Source organism: Roseomonas sp. SRI_022, from assembly GCF_057586215.1.
This window is the reverse complement of record NZ_JBYCZL010000014.1, coordinates 13,109-34,219: the sequence shown is the minus strand read 5'-3', so window position 1 is coordinate 34,219 and position 21,111 is coordinate 13,109. Positions and strand designations below refer to the sequence as shown.

Sequence of the window (21,111 nt, the reverse complement as noted above, 5' to 3'; positions counted from 1 at the left end):
CCCCCGGAGGAAAGATCGCCATGTCCTATCCGAACGTCCTTCTGCACGTGAACGGGGAGTGGCGTCCGGCGCGCTCCGGCAAGACGCTCAACGTCGTGAACCCCGCCACCGAGGAAGTGATCGGCACCGTCGCCCATGCCGAGAAGGCCGACCTCGATGAGGCGCTGGCCGCTGCCGACAAGGGTTTCGCGGTGTGGAAGAAGGTCTCGGCCTTCGATCGCTACAAGGTGATGCGCAAGGCCGCCGACCTGTTCCGTGCCCGTGCCGATGAGACGGCGCGGCTGCTGACCCTCGAACAGGGCAAGCCGCTGCCGGAAGCGAAGATGGAGGTGCTCGCCGCCGCCGACATCATTGACTGGTTCGCCGAGGAAGGCCGCCGCGCCTATGGCCGCGTCATCCCCGCCCGCGCCGAAGGCGTGTACCAGCTTGTGGTGAAGGAGCCGGTCGGCCCCGTCGCCGCCTTCACGCCGTGGAACTTCCCGATCAACCAGGTGGTCCGCAAGGTCTGCGGCGCGGTCGCCACCGGCTGCTCCATCATCGTCAAGGCGCCGGAGGAAACCCCGGCTTCCCCGGCCGAACTCATCCGCGCCTTCGTCGATGCCGGCCTGCCGCCGGGCGTCGCCAACCTCGTCTATGGCGTGCCGGCCGAGATCTCCGAATACCTCATCGCGCATCCGGTGATCCGCAAGGTGACGTTCACGGGATCGACGCCGGTGGGCAAGCTGCTGGCGGGCCTCGCCGGCCAGCACATGAAGCGCGTGACCATGGAACTCGGTGGCCATGCGCCGGCGATCGTGTTCGACGACGCGGATCTCGACCTCGCGGCCAAGACGCTGGCGGGTGCGAAGTTCCGCAATGCCGGCCAGGTCTGCGTGTCGCCGACGCGCTTCCTGGTGCAGGAGAAGCTGTATGACGGCTTCGTCGAGAAGTTCGTCGCCCACACCAAGACGCTGAAGGTCGGCGACGGCATGGCCGAGGGCACCACCATGGGCCCGCTCGCCCATGACCGCCGCGTGCCCTGGGTCGAGATGCTGGTGCAGGACGCGCAGTCCAAGGGTGCGAAGGTCCACACCGGTGGGTCGCGCATCGGCAACAAGGGCTATTTCTACGAGCCGACGGTGCTGACCGACGTGCCGCAGGACGCCCGCGCGATGAACGAGGAGCCCTTCGGCCCGATGGCCATGATCTCCCGCTTCAAGGACCTCGACGAGGTGGTGACGGAGGCGAACCGGCTGCCCTACGGCCTCGCTGCCTATGCCTTCACCAAGTCGGCCAAGACCGCGAACGCCGTCGCGGCGCGGGTCGAGAGCGGCATGATGACGATCAACCATCTCGGCCTCGCCCTGCCGGAAGTGCCCTTCGGCGGCACGAAGGACAGCGGCTATGGCTCCGAGGGCGGGTCGGAGGCGATCGAGGCCTACCTCAACACGAAGTTCGTGTCGCAGGCCGGGATCTGAAGGCGGCCTCGGAGGGGGCGTCGCCCCCTCCGAACCACCCCCACCAAATGCCAGTGGCATTTGGAATGCCGGCACCTGGTGCCGGGCACGACTGACGGCGCATGCCTGGGCCACGGCGCCCGGCGCCAGGTGACGGTTTCCAAAGGCCTTTCGGCCTTTGGTGGGGTGAGGTTCGGAGAGGGGCAAAGGCCCTCTCCGATGGGAGGAACCGCGGCGGCCCATGCCGGAACCCGCCTGGCGCAGTCTTTTCCGCGACCGCGATTTCATGCGCCTCTGGCTCGCCGGTGTCGCCGTCTTCGTCGTGCGCTGGCTGGAGATGCTGGCGATCGGCGTCTTCGCCTACAACGCCACCCACTCCGCCTTCGTCGTTGCCATGCTGACGATGCTGCGCCTGTTGCCCATGGGGCTGTTCGGCGCCTTCCTGGGCGCGGTGGCCGACCGGATGGACCGCAGGCTGGCGCTGCTGCTGACGCTGCTGTCGCAACTCGCCACCTCGGCCGTGGTCGCGGCACTCGCCATCGCCGATGCCGTCGCGGTGTGGCACCTCGCCGCGGCATCCTTCATGAACGGCATCGCCTGGGCGGCGGACAATCCGGTGCGGCGGGCGATGATCGGCCAGGTGGCCGGGCCAGCGCGCATGAGCACGGCGATGTCGATCGACGTCGCCACCAGCAATGGCAGCCGCGTGCTCGGCCCGACCCTGGGCGGGGCACTGCTCGCCGCCTTCGGGCTGGACGGCGCCTTCTTGCTGAGCGTGGTGATCTACCTGCCGGCAGTGGTCGCCGTGCTGCGCCTGCCGCACAGTCCGCCCGCGCCGGGTGCCGCGCGCCCGCCGGTGCTCGCCTCCATCGCCGAGGGCCTCGCCCTGGTCCGCCGGGAACCGCGGCTGAGCGGCGTGCTGTTCGTGACGCTGATCTACAACCTGTTCGGCTGGCCCTGCACCTCCATGATCCCGGTGATCGGGCAGGACCGGCTTGCCCTCGGCCCGGGCGGCATCGGCGTGCTGGCGGGCATGGACGGGGTCGGCGCCTTCCTTGGTGCCATCGCCGTCGCGCTGCTGGCGAAGCCGCATCACTACCGGGCGATCTACCTTGGCGGCACGGCGCTGTTCTTCGCCATGCTGCCAGCCTTCGCCCTGGCGGCGACGGTGCTGCCATCGGGTGCGGCGCTGCTGCTGACCGGGGTGGGCGGGGCGGGCTTCGCCATCATGCAGCCGACGCTCATCTTCCTCGCGACGCCGGATGCGCTGCGCAGCCGCGTTCTCGGCCTGCTGTCGGTCTGCATCGGGCTGGGGCCGGTCGGCTTCCTGATGCTCGGCGGGCTGGCGGAAGCGGTCGGCGCGCCGGCGGCGGTATCCATCATGGGCGTCACGGGGCTGGCGGTGCTGGCCCTGACGCGGCGATGGTGGCGGCACATCTGACGGAGGGACGATCGATGGACACACTCCTGCCCGCGGCGCGCGAAGTCGGCGCAAGGCTCAAGGCGCGCGGCGAGACGGTGGCGGTGGCGGAGAGCTCGGCGGCCGGGCTGATCTCGGCCGCGCTGCTCGCCGTGCCGGGGGCCTCGGCCTATTTCCTCGGCGGGGCGGTGACCTACACCAAGGCGGCGCGGAGCGGGCTCCTCGGCATCACGGATGCCGACATGGAAGGGATGCGGTCCTCCTCCGAACCCTATGCGCTGCTGCTGGCGCGTACGGTCCGCGCGCGGCTCGGTGCCGATTGGGGTTTCGCCGAGACCGGCGCGGCTGGGCCCACCGGTAACCGCTATGGCGATGCGGCGGGGCATTCGTGCCTGGCCATTTCCGGCCCCGGCCTCGAACGCGTCATCACGCTGGAAACCGGGGCCTCGGACCGGGAGGCGAATATGCGCGCCTTCGCCGCCGCCCTGTTCCGCCTGGCGGGCGAGGCCCTTGCTGACGGGCAAGGCCTTGCATGATCCGCACTTCCGCCCGACCCTGACGGGCGAACCAGGCAGGGGATGAACCGTGGCGCAGTTCAAGGGCACGGAAAACTACGTTGCGTCGCGTGAGCTGGAAGTGGCGGTCAATGCCTCGGTCGCGTTGCAGCGTCCGCTGCTGGTGAAGGGCGAACCCGGCACCGGCAAGACCGTACTGGCGCATGAGATCGCCAAGGCGCTCGGCTATCCGCTGATCGAATGGCACATCAAGTCCACGACGAAGGCGCAGCAGGGCCTCTACGAATACGACGCCGTGTCGCGCCTACGCGACGGGCAGCTCGGCGATCCGCGCGTGCACGACATTGCCAACTACATCGTACGCGGCAAGCTGTGGGACGCCTTCGAGGCCGAGGCCCCCGTCGTGCTGCTGATCGACGAGATCGACAAGGCCGACATCGAATTCCCCAACGACCTGCTGCTCGAACTCGATCGCATGCAGTTCTTCGTGTACGAGACGCGCAAGACCGTCGCGGCGAAGCATCGCCCCGTCGTCATCATCACCTCGAACAACGAGAAGGAGCTGCCGGACGCCTTCCTGCGCCGCTGCTTCTTCCACTACATCCGTTTCCCCGACCGCGAGACGATGGAAATGATCGTCCGCGCCCACTATCCCAACATCCGCCAGGACCTGTTGCGGGAGGCACTGAACGTCTTCTTCGACATCCGCCAGGTGAACGAGTTGAAGAAGAAGCCGGCGACGTCGGAGCTGCTCGACTGGCTGAAGCTGCTGACCATCGAGGACATGCCGGCCGAGGCGCTGCGGTCGTCGGATGCCAAGACCGCCATCCCGCCGCTGTATGGCGCGCTGCTGAAGAACGAGCAGGACGTGCATCTGTTCGAGCGCCTGGCCTTCCTGGCGCGGCGCCGCGGCGGGTAGAGCGATGTTCGCGCCCTTCATCCTCGCGCTGCGCGCCGCGGGCGTCCCGGCCTCCATCACGGAGTACCTGGCGCTGCTGCGCGCGATGAAGGAAGGCGTGGCCGGCTTCAACGTGGATGATTTCTACCATCTGAGCCGTGCGGCGCTTGTGAAGGACGAACGCCACCTCGACCGCTTCGACCGTGTCTTCGGTGAGATCTTCAGGGGGCTGGAAGCACCGCAGGGCGAGACGCCGCGCGAACTCCCCACCGAATGGCTGCGCAAGATCGCCGAGAAGACGCTGACGGCCGAGGAGATGGCGCAGATCGAAGCACTCGGCGGCTTCGACGCGCTGATGGAGGCGCTGAAGAAGCGGCTGGAGGAACAGAAGGGCCGCCACCAGGGTGGGTCGAAATGGATCGGCACGGCTGGGACCTCCCCCTTCGGTGCCTATGGCTTTAACCCCGAAGGCGTGCGCATCGGGCAGGAGGAGTCCCGCCACCGCCGTGCGGTGAAGGTGTGGGACCAGCGGACCTTCAAGGACCTCGATGAGGATGAGGCGCTGTCCTCGCGCAACATGAAGGTCGCGCTGCGTCGGCTGCGGCGCTTCGCGCGCACGGGTGCGGCGACGGAACTCGACATACCCGGGACCATCGGCGCGACCGCGAAGAATGGCGGATCGCTCGACCTGCATATGGTGCCGGAGCGGCACAATGCGGTGAAGGTGCTGCTGCTGATGGATATCGGCGGGTCGATGGACGACCACATCCGCATCTGCCAGGAGCTGTTCACCGCCGCGCGGTCGGAATTCAAGCACCTGGAATTCTGGTACTTCCACAACTGCCCCTATGAGCGCGTCTGGCGCACCAACCGTCGCCGCAAGGAAACGGAGCGGCCGATGATGGAAGTGCTGCGCACCTATGGCCCCGACTGGCGCCTGGTCTTCGTCGGCGACGCCACGATGGGTCCCTACGAGATCATCCAGCCCGGCGGGTCCGTCGAACACTGGAACGAGGAATCCGGCGAGGTCTGGATGAACCGCCTGACGCGGCATTTCCGCAAGGCGGCCTGGCTGAACCCGATCGACCAGTCGCATTGGCGCTACACGCAATCCATCGGGGTCATGCAGCGCCTGATGGAGAACCGCATGCACCCGCTGACGCTGGCGGGGTTGGAATCAATGGCGCGCGAACTTGCGCGTTGAAGCGCGCCACACGGAGGAAACGACCAACGATGTCCACCACCACCGCCCGCATCCCGCGCGGCCGCCAGTTCTTTGCCAATCCGGGTCCGACCAACATCCCGGACTCGATCCTGAAGGCCGTCGCGCATGTCAGCATCGACTTCAACGACCCGGCCTTCCTCACCGTCTATGACGGCTGCGTCGCCGGGCTGAAGCGCATCCTCAAGACGCAGCACGAGATCTTCCTCTACACCGGGTCAGGCCATGCGGCCTGGGAAGCGGCGCTGGTCAACCTGTTCTCGCCCGGCGACGCGCTGCTGGTGATCGAGACCGGCCACTTCTCGGAATCCTGGGGCAAGATGGCGCAGGATTTCGGGCTCGAGATCCGCACGCTGGCCGCCGATTGGCGCCGTGGTGCCGACTTCGCCGCCCTGCGCGCGATGCTCGCCGCCGACACCGCCCACGCCATCAAGGCGATCTGCGCCGTGCAGAACGAGACGGCGACCGGCATGGAGCTGTCCATCGCCGAGACGCGCGCCGCACTCGACGCCACAGGCCATCCGGCGCTGCTGCTGGTGGACACCATCTCGTCGCTCGGCTCGGTCGACTTCCGCATGGATGAATGGGGCGTGGATGTCGCGGTCGGCGGCAGCCAGAAGGGGCTGATGCTGCCTACCGGCATGTCCTTCACCGGCGTCTCGCCCAAGGGCATGGCGGCGCACAAGGCGTCGCGGCTGCCGAAATCCTACCTCAACTGGACCAACATGCTGACGCGGCGGCACAAGTCGTTCATCGGGACGGTGCCGACCTCGCTGTTCTACGGGTTGCAGGAATCGATCCGCCTGCTGGAGGAAGAAGGCCTCGACGCCGTCTTCGCCCGCCATGCGCGCCTCGCCGAAGCCGTGCGCCGCTGCGTCCGCCACTGGTCCGGCAACAACGGCCCGTCGCTGTTCTGCGAAAGCCCGGACCGCTTCTCCAACTCCGTCACCGCCGTGCTGATGCCCGAAGGCCATGACGCGGAAGCGGTGCGCAAGATCGCGCTCAACACCTTCAACGTCTCGCTCGGCGGCGGGCTGTCGCGCCTCGGAGGCAAGGTGTTCCGCATCGGGCATCTCGGGGATTTGAACGAGCCAATGATCCTCGGCACGCTCGCCACGGTGGAGACATCGCTGCGCGTCGCCGGCGTGCCCCACACGCCGGGCGGGGTGAACGCCGCCATCGAGTATCTGGCCGAAGCCGCCCGGGCCGGGTAGCACCGCCCCGCAACAGCGCGGGGCCGGCATGGGACTCGAGATCGAACGCCGCTTCCTGGTGGAAGGGGGTGCTTGGCGCGCCGCGGTGACGCGGTCGCGCCACCTGCTGCAGGGCTACCTGGCGCGGGAGGATGGCGTGGCTGTCCGCCTGCGGCTGTCCGATGAGCGCGCGCGCCTCACCATCAAGGGGCCGGGCGGCCTGGTGCGCCCCGAATTCGAATACGACGTCCCGCGGGCGGACGCGGCGGCGATGCTCGATGCGCTCTGCGCCGGCCGGCGCATCGCCAAGACGCGCCATGACGTGCCGCATGCCGGCCTGGTCTGGGAGGTCGATGTCTTCGAAGGCCCGCTCGCCGGCCTGGTCATCGCCGAGGTCGAATTGCCCACCGCCGACCACTCCCTGCCACTGCCGCCCTGGGCCGGGCGGGAGATCACCGGCGACGACCGCTATGCCAACGCCGTGCTCGCCTCCGCCGATGCGCCGCCACGGGGGTGACGGGTCGCGCATCGCCCCTTAGGCTTCGCCCGCCGGCCCAGACATGCCGGAAGCAAGAGCCAGGGGAAGCGACCGCATGAGTTCCACGACCCGCGCCGTCTATCGCCACGGTGATATGGGCCGCCTGTTCGATCCAGCCTCGATCGCCGTGATCGGCGCCAGCCCCCGGGCCGGTTCCTTCGCCGACCGCACCGTGCAGGCGCTGAAGAACTATACCGGCCGGCTCTACCTGGTGAACTCCCGCTACGAGACGATCGGCGACCAGCGCTGCTACCCCTCCGTCGGCGCGCTGCCGGAGGTGCCGGATTGCTGCATCCTCGTCGTCGCCAAGGATGCGGTGGAGGAGATCGCGACCGAATGCGCCAAGGCCGGCGTCGGCGGCATTATGATCTACGCCTCGGGCTATTCCGAGACCGGGCGGGACGCCGACATCGCCGCGCAGCAGCGCCTCGCGCAGATCGGGCGCGATGCGGGCATGCGCATCGTCGGGCCGAACTGCATCGGCATGCTGAATTTCGGCTCCAAGGCCGGCGTCACCTTCATGATCCCCCCGCCGATGGAACAGCCGCTGCCGCATGCGGTGGGCCTGGTCAGCCAGTCCGGCGCGCTCGGCTTCTCACTGGCGCAATCGGTGATGCGCGGCGTCTCGGTCAGCCACCTGCTGACCACCGGCAATTCGTCGGACGTCGATGTGGCGGATTGCGTCTCCTTCCTCGCGGATGACCCGAGTTGCAGCGCCATCGCCTGCGTCTTCGAGGGCATGCCCGACCCGATGCGCTTCATCCAGGCGGCCGAGATCGCCGATGCCGCCAACAAGCCGCTGGTCGTCTTCAAGCTCGGCACGGGTGAGGCGGGTGCCGCCGCCGCGATGTCCCACACCGGCTCGCTGGCCGGCGAGCAGGCGGCCTATCTCGCCGCCTTCGAACGCGCCGGCGCGGTGGTGGTGAAGGATTTCGAGGCACTGGTGGAAACCGCCGCCTTCCTCGCCAAGGCTCCGGCACCGCGCGCCCGCGGCGTCGCCGTCGTCGCCGTGTCCGGCGGTGCGGCGATCATGTCGGCCGACAAGGCGGAAGCGCACCACGTCCCGCTGCCGCAGCCGACGCCGCCGGTGCAGGCCATCCTGGAATCGCGCATCCCGGATTTCGGTTCCGCCCGGAACCCCTGCGACGTCACCGCCCAGGTCGCCAACGACCCGGAAAGCCTGACCGCCTGCGCCTCCGCCATGCTGGGGGAGGACCACTACGGCGCGCTGATCTACGCGCAGATCTACTCGACGGAACTTTCCGCCAAGCGCCCCGGCGAACTCGCCGCCATCGCCGCGCAGCACGACAAGCCGATCTGCGTCGTCTGGACCACCGAATGGCTGGAAGGCTTCGGGTCCAAGGAAGCCGAGCAGAACCCGTGCATCGGCCTGTTCCGGTCGATGGACCGCTGCTTCGCGGCCCTGTCGCACTGGCATGACCGCGAAGCCCGCCGCGCGCTTGGCCCGCGTCGGCTGACCCGCCTGTCGCGCCCGGAAGCCGCCGCCGAGGCGGCCGCGCTGATCGCCGCGTCCCAGGACCGCACGCTGACCGAACGCGAGGCCAAGGCCGTGCTCGCCGCCTATGGCGTGCCGGTGGTGCCGGAGAAGCTGACCCAGACCGAGGAGGAAGCCGTCGCCGCCGCGCAATCCCTCGGCTTCCCGGTGGCGATGAAGGTCGAAAGCCCCGACCTGCCGCACAAGACCGAGGCGGGCGTGATCCGCCTGAAGCTGAAGGACGCCGCCGAGGTCCGCGACGCCTATCGCGCCGTCATGGCCAATGCCCGCCACCACGCGCCGAACGCCCGCATCAACGGCGTGCTGGTGCAGCCCATGGCCAAGCCGGGGGTCGAGGTGATGGTCGGCGGCCGCGTCGATCCGCTGATGGGCCCGCTGATCGTCGCCGGCCTGGGCGGCGTGCTGGTCGAGCTGATGCGCGATTCCTCCCTGGCCCTGGCCCCGGTGTCCCACAGCGAGGCCCGCACCATGTTCGAACGCCTGCGTGGCCGGGCGGCGCTGGAAGGCTTCCGTGGCGCGCCGGCGGCCGATCTCGACCGGCTGGCGGACATCGTCACCCGCCTGTCGGAGTTCATCGCCGACCAGCGCGACCGGGTCGCGGAACTGGACGTGAACCCGATCATCGTCGCCGGATCCGACGCCGTGGCGGTGGATGCGCTGATCGTGAAGGCCTGAACGGCCGGGGGGAGGGGCCTTGCGCCTCCTCCCCCCAATCTGGCGCAGGGTTTGCTATAATCTGCGTGAAGGCGAATTCACGAAGCGCCGCCGAGGTGGCACAATGGGCCGCCTGGACAACCGAAAAGGGGCACGCTGATGGCCGAGGACACCGCGACGCCGCGCCAGACCCCCCGGGGTCCCGGGCCGCGTTCACGCCTCGGCGATGATCCGCGCGGCGTGATCCGTATCACTCCCGCCCGCGGCGCGAACGCCGCAGTCTCCCACCGTCGGCGCCACGGCGGTGCCAGGGCGGAGGTTGACCATGGGCGCATTCCGGGACCCTGTCCTACCGCATCTCGTGTGGTTGCATCCCGCCGTGACTGAACCGCCCCGCGCCGCCGCCCCCAGCCTGACCGACCTGCCCTTCTTCCGCGGCGCCGACGCGGCCAGCCTCGCCAAGGTTGCCGCCAACGCGCGCTGGCGCACGGTCGAACCCGGCCAGGTCGTGGTCGATGACGATGAACCGTCCACCGACATCTTCTTCGTCGCCGCCGGCGCGGTGCGCGTGCAGCTGCGCGCAGCGTCCGGCCGCGAGGTGCTGCTGAACGAATTCGGCGCCGGTGAGTTCTTCGGCGAGCTGTCGGCGATCGACGGCGCGCCGCGCGCGGCCAATGTCACGGCGGTGTCGCGGTCCCGCCTGTGCATCATCCCGGCCAAGACCTTCCTCGACTTCATCTTCGCCAATCCGGTCGCCTGCCACGGCCTGCTGAAGACGCTGACCGCCAAGCTGCGGCTGCAGACCGAACGCACGCTGGAACGCGAAGCCCTGCCGGTGCGGCTGCGCCTGTTCTCCGAATTGCTGCGCCTGTCCCGCCCGCGCACTGGCGCGCCGACGGAACGCGTCGTCTCCCCGCCACCGCCGCATCACGAACTCGCGGCTCGCATCGGCGCACGGCGTGAGGTCGTTTCGCGCGAATTGTCGGACATGACGCGGGAAGGCTGGCTGGCGCGGGATCGCCGCGCCATCCGCATCCTGCGCGTGGCGGAGATGCAGGAAGCCGTCGCCGCGGAGCTGCGCGCCCCCGCCGCCTGATCTGGACGCGCCGCCGCCACTGCCGCAGGCTCGCGGCAGAACCCGGAGAGACGCGCCAGATGACCAAGCCCTTGCTGCTGCTGTGGACCGACGGCGCCGGCCCCTATGAGGCCGCGGTCGCCGCCGCCGGCTTGTCCGGCCAGCTTCGTGTCGAGACACTGCCCCGCGCCGCCACCCCCACCGACGCGCAGCTTGCCGAAGCCGAGGCGTTGCTGTCCTGGGGGCCGCCGCCCGGCATGCTGACCCGCATGCCGAAGCTGCGCTTCGTGCAGGCGCTGACCGCCGGCGTCGAGCACTGGCTGTCCCGCCCGGACCTCAAGCCCGACCTCGCCTTGTCCTGCGCGCGCGGCACGCACCGGGTGCAGATGCCCGAGAACATCCTCGGCGCGCTGTTCCACATCACCAAGCCCTACGCCGCCATCACCGGCGACAATGAAGCGAAGCGCTGGACGCGGCGCGTCTCCTCGACGCTGGCCGGCAAGACGCTCGGCATCCTCGGTCTCGGCGCGATCGGCGGGGAGCTCGCCCGCAAGGCCGCGGCGCTGGAAATGCGCGTCATCGGTACCCGCCGCGGCACCACCGACGTGCCGCATGTCGATCGCGTCTATCGCCCTGAGGCGACGGATGACGTGCTGGCTGCAAGCGACTTCGTCGTGCTGCTGCTGCCCGCCACTCCCGCGACCGAGAACTTCATCGACGCGGCGCGGCTCGCGAAGATGAAGAAGACCGCCTGGCTGCTGAACTTCGGCCGCGGCGCGTTGATCAAGGATGACGACCTGGTCGCCGCGGTGCAGGCGGGGACCATCGCCGGTGCCGTGCTGGACGTGTTCCGCACCGAACCCCTGCCGGCCGAGCACCCCTTCTGGGGCGAGGAGAAGATCATGGTGCTGCCGCATATCGGCGGGCTGCACCCGGAACGCGATTCCATGGTGGCGGCGCTGCTGGTGGAGAACCTGCACCGCTTCGTCGAAGGCGCGCCGCTGACGCAGTTGGTGGACCGGGAAGCGGGGTACTGACCGGTTTCGCTGGACGCGGCGGCATGGGCAGGATATAGGAAAATTATCAATATGCTGCATTGCGCCCAGTTGGAGGGGCTTTGCCCCTCCAAGCCACCCCACCAAAGGCCAGCGGGCCTTTGGAATGCGGGGAATTGGCGCTAGGCGCGACAGTCGGGGCGGTATGGGAAGCCGTCGTGGCGATCTGGGAATTTGTCCAAAACCGACATGTTGATGCGGAATAAAGTGCTAAAATCTTAAAGTGCTAAAAGTGCCTTTAAGCCTCACCAAGGATCCACCATGCCCTACAAGCCCTTCGATCTGACCGGAAAGGTCGCCCTCGTTACCGGGGGCAATTCAGGCATTGGGCTGGGCATGGCCCGCGCCCTCGCGGAAGCCGGCGCGGATGTCGCGATCTGGGGCACCAACGCAGCGAAGAATGCCGAGGCCAAGACGGCGCTTTCGGCGACCGGCGTCCGCGTCCATGCCGAGACCTGCGATGTCGGCGACGAGGCTGCGGTGGATGCGGCCTTCGCCGGCACGCTCGCCGCGCTCGGCCGTGTCGATGCCTGCTTCGCCAATGCTGGCACCTATGGCCGCAAGATGAAGTTCACCGACCTCGACAGCGAGGAATGGCATCGCGTGACGCGGGTGAACCTCGATGGCGCCTTCTACACGCTGCGCACAGCGGCGCGGCACATGGTCGAACGCGGCGGCGGCGGGTCGCTGGTGGGCACGGCCTCGCTGGCGGCGATCGAAGGTGCCGCGCGCAACGCGCAATATGCCGCGACCAAGGGCGCGATGGTGGCGGTGATCCGCGCTCTGGCGGTGGAACTGGCGCGGCATGGCATCCGCGCCAATGCGGTGCTGCCCGGCTGGATCGAGACCGCGATGACCGCGCGCAGCGTGGGCGACGAGAAATTCGCCGCCGCCGTGCTGCCCCGCATTCCCGCGCGACGCTGGGGCACCGGCGCGGATTTCGGCGGCATCGCCGTCTATCTGGCCAGCGACGCCGCCGCCTACCACAGCGGCGACTGCCTCGTCCTGGACGGTGGCTACTCGCTGTTCTGAAACCGCCCGCCGCGCCCAACACAGGTACCGGCATTCCGAAGGCCTCCTGGCCTTTGGTGGGGAGGTCCGGCGGGCCGGTGCACCTCTATACTGAAATCTCCCATCGAGGTTCCTGGTCGCGGCCTTGAGCGCGCAGCCTCCTACCGGGAGGGGGGTGTGCGCCACGGGGTCACGCGCTTCACGGCTGCGGCCCGCACGCTTCGCGCACTCGGCACCATGCCGCTCCCTTCATGACGCGATTACCCCGACAATGATGGTCCCCCAGGTCGTGAGCAGGATGTGCCCGATCGGCACCGCTGGGGTGTAGCCCAGCACGGCGACGGGACTGCCCGAACGCTCCTGCACCGCCGCCATCGCCGCCGTCATGGTCTGCGCGCCGGCGAGCCCGCCAAGCAGCAGGATGGGGTTCATCTTCAGCACGTAGCGCCCAAAGTAGAGTCCTACGATCATCGGCATCAGGGTCACCACCACGCCGCCGAAGAACAACCCGATGCCCGCCTCGGCGAGCGCTGAAAGGAAGATCGGCCCGGCGTGCAACCCCGTCATCGCCACGAAGGCGGCGAGCCCCAGTGCCGTCATCAGGGAAATCGCGCCATCTGGAATGCGGCCGAACAGCGGATACCGCGTGCGCAGGTGTCCGACCAGCAACCCCGCCAGCAGCGTGCCGACACTGGTGCTGAGCGAGATCCTGATCCCACCGATCGGCACCGCGATCAGCACCCCGGCCAAGCCACCAAGGAAGATCGCGAGGCCGAGGGTCACGAAATCCGTCTCAGCAACAGGCCGCACGACTGGGCCGATGCGCTCAACCGCCCGCGCTACCGCCGGTTCCGGACCGACAACGCTGAGCACGTCGCCGCGTTCGAGAATCAGCTCCGGCGACAGCGGCAGTTCCTGATCGCCACGCCGGACGCCTCGGAGATAGACGCTGCGTGCGCCCTCGCTGCCGGCGGTGTCCGCGATCGCCATGCCGACCAGCTCCCGGCTGGTCAGCAGCACGTCGAGGGCAGCGACCGGGATATCGAGGAGCTCGCGGTCCTCCACCTCCTCGGCATGCTGGCCGACAAGGTTGACCAGCAATTCGCGCCGGCCGGAGATGGCAAGCAGGTCCCCGGCGGCCAGCACGAGGTCTGGACGCGGCTCCAACAGTTCCCCGTCGCGACGGACGCGCTGGACGAAAAGGCGATGCTGCGCAAGCCGCGCCTCCGCGTCAGCGATGGTCAGGCCCGCCGAAGGAGCGCCGGCGGCCAGGCGATAGGCGCGCAACTCAAAGCGGCGATAGCCGGAAAAGACACCCGGCGGCGTGCGCGTAATGCCGAGCTGCTGCTCAAGCTTCAGCGCCTCCGCCTTCAGATCGACGCCCAGCAGCTTCGGCGCGACGACACTGAGGAAGATGATCAGCCCGGCGGCGCCGAAGATGTAGCAGACGGCGTCTGCCACCGCGATGTGGGCGACGAAGCGGGCCCGATCCTCGATCGGTATGGGCAGGGCGTTGATCGCTTCCGTCGCCGTGCCCATGGCCGGGCTCTCGGTCAGCGCGCCGGAGACGAGGCCCGCCGCGAAGCCGGGGTCGAGGCCGAGGAACTTCGCCACCGCGATCGCCGTCAGCAGCCCCGTGATGGAGCAGACGATGGCGAGCAGCACCGGCTTCAGCCCGTCCCGCTTGAGCGCCTGCATGAACTGCGGCCCGACCGAATAGCCGATGCCGAACAGGAACAGCAGGAAGAGAAAGGACTTCGCCATTCCCGAGACCGGCACATGGGCGAACTGCCCGATCAGGATGCCGGCGAAAAGCGATCCGGTTACCGGCCCGAGGCTGAAGCCGCCGAACTTCAGCCGGCCGATCAAGTAGCCGATAGCGATGGACAGGAACAGCGCGAGCTCCGGATACTTAACAAGGAACTCCTCGAACCAAACCATCCCTGTCCCCCTTCTGGTTCTTGTGTGCTACTGGGCGAGAACCATCGCGAAGTAACCGAAGACCGTCAGCAACACCCCGGAGACGGCGTAAGCCACCGGGAAGCCGATCCACGGCACGTTGGACTGGATCTCGACGGCCGCCTCGCGGCAGGGGCCCGAGTGGCTCCGCGCCCCCGCGACGCCACCCATGAGGATCGCCGGATTGAACTTGAACACATAGAGCCCGATCATCCAGACGATGACCGGCGGGATGCTGCACGCCACGAAGCCGATCACGAAGATCTTGAGCGCCAAGACGCCCGTGAGCTGTGCGAGCAACGAGTTTCCGGCGTTGATGCCGACGATGGCGACGAAGACCACGAGGCCGAGATCCTCCAGCACGTTGCGTGCGGCTGCCGGCGTATTGCCGAAGAAGCGGAGCCGCGAAGCGACGGAGGAGACGATCACGCCGGAGACCAGCAGCCCACCCGCATTGCCGAGCCCGACCTTGGCGCCGAAGGCGGGGAACTCGATCTGCCCGATCAGGAAGCCGAGGATCATGCCGAGTGACAGCGTCAGCAGGTCCGTCGCAGTCGAAGGGCGAACGACCCGGCCGAAGGCCTCGCCCACCTTGCTCACGGCGGATTTCAGCCCCACCACCGTCACGATGTCCATGCGCTGGAGCTTCGTGTCCTTGCCGATCGGGATCGGTGCGCCACTGCGCTCCAGCCCAACCACCTGGATTTGGTCCACGCCCGGCAGGGCGCGCCATTCCTCGCGCGTCTGCTTGAGAATGGCGCCATTGGTGACGAGGATCTCGGCACGGTCGAGCGGCAGGTCGAGCGCGACGCGATCGGAGACTTCCGGGCCAATCAGGCCCATCTTCTCCGTCATGGCCTCCCGCCGCCCGCCGAGCGCGATCACGTCGCCGAGGCGCAGCGGTTCGTCCTCGTTCGCGCCCAGCGCCGCGCCGTCGCGCACCAGGTTCACGACGCGATACTCGGGGTGCTCCCGCAGTATGTCGCGCATGGTGCGACCGACCCAGGCATCGTTCTCAAGTCGGTAGGCGCGCAGCCCGCCCGTCGTCCAGCCCGACATCGCCGGCGCATCGCCGGAGGCGACGCCGTGCTCCTTCTCGTAGGCCTGCGCGGCGGCGCGCGCATCGATACCCCACCAAGTCGGCAGGTACTTGGTGATCAGGATGATGCCGACCGTGCCCCAGATGTAGGTGATGCCGTAGGACAGCGCGATCATGGCGCTGACCTGTTCCGGCGAGGTTCCGGGCGGCAGCGTGACGGCGCCGGCCAGCACAGCCTGTTCGGCCGAGCCAATCGCCGCCGACATGGTTTGCGACCCCGCGAGCATGCCGCCCGCCGCACCCGGCGGCAGGTCGAACATCTTCGCGCCCAACACCACAAGTGCCAAGCCGAGCAAGCAGGAAACGAAGGCGAGGAAGGTAAACTTGATGCCGTCCCCGCCCAGGCTGTTGACGAAGGACGGGCCGACCCGCAGCCCAACCCCGTACATGAACAGGTAGTAGAACAGCAGCCGGGTGAAATTGTTGAGCTCGAGCTTCTCGCCATAGGCTGAGGCCCAGACGGACAGGCCGCAGCCAATGATGATGGCCGAAGCCACCATGCCGAGGCCGTAGCCGGCGATGGTCTGCCGGCCCAACCAGACCGCGAGCCCGACCGTGAAGAAAAGGAGGATGTAGGGATTGGCGGCAAGCCAGTGGAAGAAGGCGGCCATGTCGATCCCCTCCGTCTCAGCGCTTGCCGCGTGCGGCTATGGCGTCTGGCTTCAGCAGCTTGAGGCCCTTGTCCTTCTCGTAGCCGTGGATCTCCTTCACATCGAGCTTGCGCATGAAGTCGATCGTCTCCTGCGTGATCACCTGGCCGGGCACCATGATCGGGAAGCCCGGCGGGTACGGGATGACGAAGTTGGCGGAGACCATCTCCGGCCCCTCCTTCAGCCGCCGATCGCATTCGGCGCCAAAAAGCGGGACGTATTCGCAAAGCTCGGGGTGATAGGCGGCAAAGAAGCCGGTCCGCATGTCGCCTTCCGGGGTGGTGCGTCCAGCGTCCCCGCGGAAGGCATCGTGGAAATGGCTGAAGTTCGGCAGATCGGGAACATCCGTCATCAGCGACTTCACGCGGGCGGCAAAGGCGCTGCGCGCATCGACGCCGCCATCCGAAAGCCGCTTCTCGATCCCGTGGCAGATCTCGACCAGCACGCGGATCAGATGCGCAACGTCGCTACGCGTGTTGTTGATGTTGGATTGCAGCAGTACCGAATTGCGTGAGGTCTTGTTGAGTTGGATACTGTATTTGCTTGCCAGCAAGCCCTTGAACTGCGTGCCGTCGAAGCCGGCGGTGCCGCAGACCAGGGTCATGCGCGTGGGGTCGAGGTAGAACTCATCCTCCCGCATCGCCCTGACCGCATCGGCCCAGTTGTTGCCGGGCCGCGTGTAGTCCTCGAAGCCGGACTGCCGGTAGACCGCGGGGATCATCTCGTCGGCACCGAGGACGCGGAAGTATTTCGAGATCAGCGGATGCGAGTTGACCGCGACGCGGATCTTCAGCGCGATCTCGATGGCATTCATCACCAGGCCGTAGCCTTCAAGCTCCATCTGCCGCCGCGCCACGTCCAGCGAGGCGATGAGTTGCTGGTTCGGACTGGTCGAGGCATGGGTGAAAACCGCCTCGTGGAACTGCGCTTCGACGGTGTGGAAATCCACATCCTTCACCAGCAGCATCGAGCCTTGGCGGATCGCCGACATCGACTTGTGCGTCGAATTGGTCTGGTAGACGCGCAAGCGCACCTTCCTTGGATCGGGGATCAGCCGCGTGGCAAGCAGCGTCTCGTCGGACGCATCGTCGCCAAGCTCCGCGGCCTGCTTCTCGTAAGCGGCGACCGAAGCCGGGTCGCGCAACCAGGTCTCGAGGTCGCCGGCCGCACCCATCGCGGTGCGCGGCCGCAGGAAGGGGGAAAAGCGCGCGAAGCCGGACCAGGCCTCGTCCCACAGGAAGACCAGGTCCGGCTTGATGGCGAGGCATTCCTCCATCACCCGGCGCGTGTTGTACATGTGGCCGTCGAAGGTGCAGTTGGTCAGGTCCAGCATCTTCAGCCGATCGAGCCGGCCTTCCGCCCGCAGCGCCAGCATGGCCTTCTTGATCGTGGCGAGCGGCACCGCGCCGTACATCGAATATTCCGTCATCGGGAAGGCTTCGACATAGAGTGGCTGCGCGCCGGTCAGCACCATGCCGTAGTGGTGCGACTTGTGGCAGTTGCGGTCGACGATAACGACGTCGCCGGGCGCGGTCAGTGCCTGGACTGCCATCTTGTTCGACGTGCTGGTGCCGTTGGTGACGAAGAAGACGTGGTCGGCACCGAAGGCGCGCGCAGCCATCTCCTGCGCCTTCTTGATGTTGCCCGTGGGCTCCAGCAGGCTGTCGAGCCCGCCTGTTGTCGCGCTGCTCTCCGCAAGGAACAGGTTGATGCCATAGAACTCGCCCATGTCGCGGATCCAGTCGGATTTGAACACCGACTTGCCGCGCGCGATCGGCAGCGCATGGAAGGTCCCGATCGGCCGCGTCGCGTATTTCTTGAGGTTGTCGAAAAAGGGCGTCTCGTAGCGCGCCTGGACACCCTCCAGCACGGCGAGGTGCTGCTCGAGCGGTTCCTCGACCGAATAGAAGATGCGCCGGATGCAGTCTGCTGCCGGGTCGCCGGCGAGTGCTTCCACATCGCGGTCCGAGAGCAGATAGACGTCGAGCTCCGGCCGGATGCGCTTCAATGCGGCGGCCAGCATCAGCGCGGTGTCCTCGGGCCGCTCGGGCTCACCCAGCGGCTCCAGCACTTCGCGCAACGCAGGCGCATCGTGCCGCGAGCGGAAGGGGAAACCTTCGGCCATTACCACCGCGGCGATGGAGGTGTTCATCGCCGCAGCGCAGAAGGCGTCCTCGAAGGAGCCGACGAGGACCGCTTCGTAGACGAAGGCGTCCTCGGCCCGTCGCAGGCGGCGGATCTCGGCAGCCATGGCAGGCCAGCGCGAGGCGGGCTGGGAGGTGACGTAGAGAACCTCGAAATACGGCCGACGCGCGTCCCGCTCGCCCAGGGCGGGCGGCATGATATCGGCGACCTCGCCCGCGGGCATCTCGTCATGCACGTCCCATTCGCCGGGCCGTTCGCGGTAGGCGCGCGTCAGCAGTGCATTGGACACGCGTCGCGTCAGGGCCACGGTGCCAGCGCCGTCATCGCCCGAGATACGTTCGCGCAGCGCGCCGATCAGCTTGGCACCGGGATAGGCGTGGAACTCCTCGAGCGGCGCCATGGCGGTGAGGGCCGCCTCGACGTCCGACCGGTCGGCCTTGCCGCGGGCCCAATCCGCGGCACGGGTCGTCAGGTCGCGCCACCTGTCGGCGCGCGCCGAGTGCAGGAGCAGGAACTGGTCAATGCGGCCGTGTGCATCGGTCATAGCGTCGCTCCCAATCCTCTTGTGGAGATATATTGCAAAGAACTAATGGAAATTGTAATAAATAGAACAAGATTCTTGATATTTAGCAAGATAATCATCTAATGTAGGTCGCAATCAAGAAGGCCGGGACCTTGAGGAGGAACGTGAGCATGAAAAGCATCCTGGCCCGAGGTGCCGTCACACTGATCGCCGGCGCGATCGTCGGCTGCGCTGCGCCGATGGAAGCGCCACCGCCTCCGGCGCCCCTCGCGCCGACCGCACCCGCTGTGGGTTCGCTCGCGAGTTTGGCGGGCCGCTGGGTGAACCCCGACCAAAGGCAAGACACCCTTGTGCTGGCCATGACCATAGCGCCGGATGGCCGCGTGGATGTTGATCGGCCGCATGATCCACGCCGCGCCATCGCGTTCGAGGCGTTTCGCGACGGTGCGATCGTCCTGCGCGCCCGGTACTTCTCGCGCAGCGACGTGTGCGTTCCGGCCGGCGAGGTTCCCGTGCAGAGACTGAACTGCACCTTCTCCGCCACGACGGCCCGGCCGCGTGAAGGGTCCTATGTGCTGACCCGCGCACCCGCCCGTTAGCGCCGCAGCGGGATCGGCCGAGGGGCCGCGCGCGCAGCGCGGCGGCGTCGCCGGGCGATGGGTGCCGGTGCCGAAGGGCGCCCTGCTACGCACTGCCGTCCCTCCCGACGCCCCTTGCACATTCGAAGGGCTGTGATCGGTGTGATCTGCAATAGAAGAGGATTGAGTGAGAATTTGATATCGAATTTCACCCTCCGCTGGGGTCGGGTGTCTGGTTCGACGTGGTGACCGCTGCCTCCAGCGAGGCGCCGGCGTCCCTTTGCCAGGGCTTCCGACGGGCTTTCGTGGGATGGTGCCTGAGGGGTGGCCGTCAGTTGGTCGAGGTGCCAGACGCCGTGCCGGGGCCATCATCGGCCCCGGTCAGGGGCCGGACGCCCCCCCGAGATCCAACTCGTCGGGCACCTGACGGAAATGCTCCGGGTCGGCGGCGCAGACTTGCGTCAGGACGCCGCCGCCGGCGCCCTCAAAGCTATGGCTTCAAGTTCGGTAAAGGGGGACACAGGGGCCAAGGCCCCTCCAGGGCGTATCGATCAACGCATGGGCGGCGCGTACATCAGCCCGCCCTGGTTCCACAGCCGGTTCAGCCCGCGATCGAGCCCGATCGGCGTCTCCGGCCCCAGGTGCCTGTCGAAGATCTCGCCGTAGTTCCCGACGGCCTTGATGGCGTTGTAGGCCCAGCGGCGGTCGAGCCCCATGGCCGGCCCGGTGTCCCCGGCCTCGCCGAGCAGGCGGCGGATCTCTGGATTCGGGCTGGTGAGCATCTGATCCACATTGGCCTGGGTGATGCCGAGTTCTTCCGCGAGGATCAGCGCGTAGATGGTCCAGCGCATGATGTCGTACCATTGCGGGTCGCCCTTGCGAACGGCCGGCGTCAGCGGTTCCTTGCTGATGATGTCAGGCAGGATGATGTGCTCGCCGGCGGGCAGGCTGGTGCGGAACGCCGCGAGCTGGCTGGCGTCAAGCGTGTAGGCGTCGCAGCGCCCGGCGGTATAGGCCTTGCGGGTATCCTCGTTGCTCTCGAAGACCAGCGGCTGGACGCGGATGTTGTTGGTGCGCGCCCAGTCGGCGAGATTGAGCTCATTCGTCGAGCCCGCCGTGGCGCAGACCGTGGCACCGTCCAGCTGCGCGGCGCGCGTCACGCCGGTGACGCGGCGCACGATGAAGCCCTGCCCGTCGTAGAAGACGGTCGGGCCGAATTGCAGCCCGGCATTCACCTCCCGCGAATGGGTCCAGGTGAAGGTGCGCGCGACGATGTCGACCTGGCCGGATTGCAGTGCGGGGATGCGCGCCTGGCTGGTCAGCACGTGCCAGCGCACGCGGGACGCATCGCCCAGCACGGCGGCGGCGATGGCGCGGCAGATATCGGGGTCGAGGCCACGCTGCTCACCACGGCTGTCCGGCACGCCGAAGCCTGGCGAGCCCTGGTTCGCGCTGCAATCGAGCATGCCCTTGGCGCGCACCGCGGCGAGGGTCGGGCCGGGCTGCGCGCCCTGGGCGAAGGCTGCCTCCGGCGCGAGGGCGCCGAACAGAGCGATTGTGGCCGCGAAACCGGCCTTCCGGAGGATTGTCATGGTGTCTCGTCATCCCGTCAGTCGAAGCGCGG

The 21,111-nt window shown here is 68.0% G+C and carries 16 protein-coding genes; 12 read left to right on the top strand and 4 right to left on the bottom strand.

Features of this window, described 5'->3' with window-relative positions; genetic code table 11:
* Positions 1 to 20: 20 nt before the first annotated feature.
* From AC2YHJ_RS15380 to AC2YHJ_RS15330, 11 genes are all read left to right on the top strand, one after another.
* The gene (locus AC2YHJ_RS15380) at positions 21 to 1,457 is read left to right on the top strand and encodes an NAD-dependent succinate-semialdehyde dehydrogenase (RefSeq protein WP_487396960.1); all 1,437 of its coding nucleotides are present in this window, start codon (positions 21 to 23) and stop codon (positions 1,455 to 1,457) included.
* 220 nt (positions 1,458 to 1,677) lie between these two features.
* Positions 1,678 to 2,877: an MFS transporter gene (locus tag AC2YHJ_RS15375; protein WP_487396959.1), complete on the top strand. Its 1,200-nt coding sequence runs from the start codon at positions 1,678 to 1,680 to the stop codon at positions 2,875 to 2,877.
* A 14-nt stretch (positions 2,878 to 2,891) separates the two neighbouring features.
* Positions 2,892 to 3,392 (top strand): CinA family protein, encoded by a 501-nt coding sequence (locus tag AC2YHJ_RS15370; RefSeq protein ID WP_487396958.1) that lies wholly within the window; start codon positions 2,892 to 2,894, stop codon positions 3,390 to 3,392.
* Between the two features lie 49 nt (positions 3,393 to 3,441).
* On the top strand, positions 3,442 to 4,290 hold the full coding sequence (locus AC2YHJ_RS15365) for an AAA family ATPase (RefSeq protein WP_487396957.1): 849 nt from the start codon (positions 3,442 to 3,444) through the stop codon (positions 4,288 to 4,290).
* A 4-nt stretch (positions 4,291 to 4,294) separates the two neighbouring features.
* A complete protein-coding gene (locus tag AC2YHJ_RS15360) occupies positions 4,295 to 5,473 on the top strand; it encodes a vWA domain-containing protein (RefSeq protein ID WP_487396956.1) in 1,179 nt (392 codons plus the stop codon).
* Positions 5,474 to 5,502: 29 nt separating this feature from the next.
* Positions 5,503 to 6,705 carry a pyridoxal-phosphate-dependent aminotransferase family protein gene (locus AC2YHJ_RS15355; RefSeq protein ID WP_487396955.1) on the top strand — a complete coding sequence of 401 codons (1,203 nt, stop codon included), beginning with the start codon at positions 5,503 to 5,505 and terminating at the stop codon, positions 6,703 to 6,705.
* A gap of 28 nt (positions 6,706 to 6,733) precedes the next feature.
* Positions 6,734 to 7,201: a CYTH domain-containing protein gene (locus AC2YHJ_RS15350; RefSeq protein WP_487396954.1), complete on the top strand. Its 468-nt coding sequence runs from the start codon at positions 6,734 to 6,736 to the stop codon at positions 7,199 to 7,201.
* A 76-nt stretch (positions 7,202 to 7,277) separates the two neighbouring features.
* Positions 7,278 to 9,413, top strand: a complete 2,136-nt coding sequence (locus AC2YHJ_RS15345; protein WP_487396953.1) for an acetate--CoA ligase family protein — start codon at positions 7,278 to 7,280, stop codon at positions 9,411 to 9,413.
* A 358-nt stretch (positions 9,414 to 9,771) separates the two neighbouring features.
* Complete coding sequence (locus tag AC2YHJ_RS15340; protein ID WP_487396952.1) at positions 9,772 to 10,488, top strand: Crp/Fnr family transcriptional regulator; 717 nt, start codon at positions 9,772 to 9,774, stop codon at positions 10,486 to 10,488.
* A gap of 59 nt (positions 10,489 to 10,547) precedes the next feature.
* A complete protein-coding gene (locus AC2YHJ_RS15335) occupies positions 10,548 to 11,504 on the top strand; it encodes a D-2-hydroxyacid dehydrogenase (protein WP_487396951.1) in 957 nt (318 codons plus the stop codon).
* Positions 11,505 to 11,783: 279 nt separating this feature from the next.
* Complete coding sequence (locus AC2YHJ_RS15330; protein WP_487396950.1) at positions 11,784 to 12,554, top strand: SDR family NAD(P)-dependent oxidoreductase; 771 nt, start codon at positions 11,784 to 11,786, stop codon at positions 12,552 to 12,554.
* A 228-nt stretch (positions 12,555 to 12,782) separates the two neighbouring features.
* Here AC2YHJ_RS15330 and aspT read toward each other — a convergent pair whose 3' ends face one another.
* From aspT to AC2YHJ_RS15315, 3 genes are read right to left on the bottom strand one after another with little or no spacing between them, the layout of a single operon-like run.
* Positions 12,783 to 14,474, bottom strand: a complete 1,692-nt coding sequence (aspT, locus tag AC2YHJ_RS15325) for an aspartate-alanine antiporter (protein ID WP_487396949.1) — start codon at positions 14,472 to 14,474, stop codon at positions 12,783 to 12,785.
* 27 nt (positions 14,475 to 14,501) lie between these two features.
* A complete protein-coding gene (locus AC2YHJ_RS15320; protein WP_487396948.1) occupies positions 14,502 to 16,202 on the bottom strand; it encodes an aspartate:alanine exchanger family transporter in 1,701 nt (566 codons plus the stop codon).
* Between the two features lie 16 nt (positions 16,203 to 16,218).
* A complete protein-coding gene (locus AC2YHJ_RS15315; RefSeq protein WP_487396947.1) occupies positions 16,219 to 18,930 on the bottom strand; it encodes an Orn/Lys/Arg family decarboxylase in 2,712 nt (903 codons plus the stop codon).
* A 149-nt stretch (positions 18,931 to 19,079) separates the two neighbouring features.
* On the opposite strand from AC2YHJ_RS15315, the gene AC2YHJ_RS15310 reads away from it, so the two are divergent.
* A complete protein-coding gene (locus tag AC2YHJ_RS15310) occupies positions 19,080 to 19,508 on the top strand; it encodes a hypothetical protein (protein ID WP_487396946.1) in 429 nt (142 codons plus the stop codon).
* A 530-nt stretch (positions 19,509 to 20,038) separates the two neighbouring features.
* Here AC2YHJ_RS15310 and AC2YHJ_RS15305 read toward each other — a convergent pair.
* Positions 20,039 to 21,079: an amino acid ABC transporter substrate-binding protein gene (locus AC2YHJ_RS15305; RefSeq protein WP_487396945.1), complete on the bottom strand. Its 1,041-nt coding sequence runs from the start codon at positions 21,077 to 21,079 to the stop codon at positions 20,039 to 20,041.
* Positions 21,080 to 21,111: the final 32 nt, after the last annotated feature.

Bases quoted from the DNA above. Each gene is read 5' to 3' on its own strand.
- AC2YHJ_RS15345 (WP_487396953.1), top strand. From the start codon at position 7,278: ATGAGTTCCACGACCCGCGCCGTCTATCGCCACGGTGATATGGGCCGC.
- AC2YHJ_RS15320 (WP_487396948.1), bottom strand. From the start codon at position 16,202: ATGGCCGCCTTCTTCCACTGGCTTGCCGCCAATCCCTACATCCTCCTT.
- AC2YHJ_RS15310 (WP_487396946.1), top strand. From the start codon at position 19,080: ATGAAAAGCATCCTGGCCCGAGGTGCCGTCACACTGATCGCCGGCGCG.
- AC2YHJ_RS15315 (WP_487396947.1), bottom strand. From the start codon at position 18,930: ATGACCGATGCACACGGCCGCATTGACCAGTTCCTGCTCCTGCACTCG.
- AC2YHJ_RS15370 (WP_487396958.1), top strand. From the start codon at position 2,892: ATGGACACACTCCTGCCCGCGGCGCGCGAAGTCGGCGCAAGGCTCAAG.
- AC2YHJ_RS15305 (WP_487396945.1), bottom strand. From the start codon at position 21,079: ATGACAATCCTCCGGAAGGCCGGTTTCGCGGCCACAATCGCTCTGTTC.
- AC2YHJ_RS15380 (WP_487396960.1), top strand. From the start codon at position 21: ATGTCCTATCCGAACGTCCTTCTGCACGTGAACGGGGAGTGGCGTCCG.
- AC2YHJ_RS15350 (WP_487396954.1), top strand. From the start codon at position 6,734: ATGGGACTCGAGATCGAACGCCGCTTCCTGGTGGAAGGGGGTGCTTGG.
- AC2YHJ_RS15375 (WP_487396959.1), top strand. From the start codon at position 1,678: ATGCCGGAACCCGCCTGGCGCAGTCTTTTCCGCGACCGCGATTTCATG.
- AC2YHJ_RS15355 (WP_487396955.1), top strand. From the start codon at position 5,503: ATGTCCACCACCACCGCCCGCATCCCGCGCGGCCGCCAGTTCTTTGCC.
- AC2YHJ_RS15330 (WP_487396950.1), top strand. From the start codon at position 11,784: ATGCCCTACAAGCCCTTCGATCTGACCGGAAAGGTCGCCCTCGTTACC.
- AC2YHJ_RS15335 (WP_487396951.1), top strand. From the start codon at position 10,548: ATGACCAAGCCCTTGCTGCTGCTGTGGACCGACGGCGCCGGCCCCTAT.
- AC2YHJ_RS15360 (WP_487396956.1), top strand. From the start codon at position 4,295: ATGTTCGCGCCCTTCATCCTCGCGCTGCGCGCCGCGGGCGTCCCGGCC.
- aspT (WP_487396949.1), bottom strand. From the start codon at position 14,474: ATGGTTTGGTTCGAGGAGTTCCTTGTTAAGTATCCGGAGCTCGCGCTG.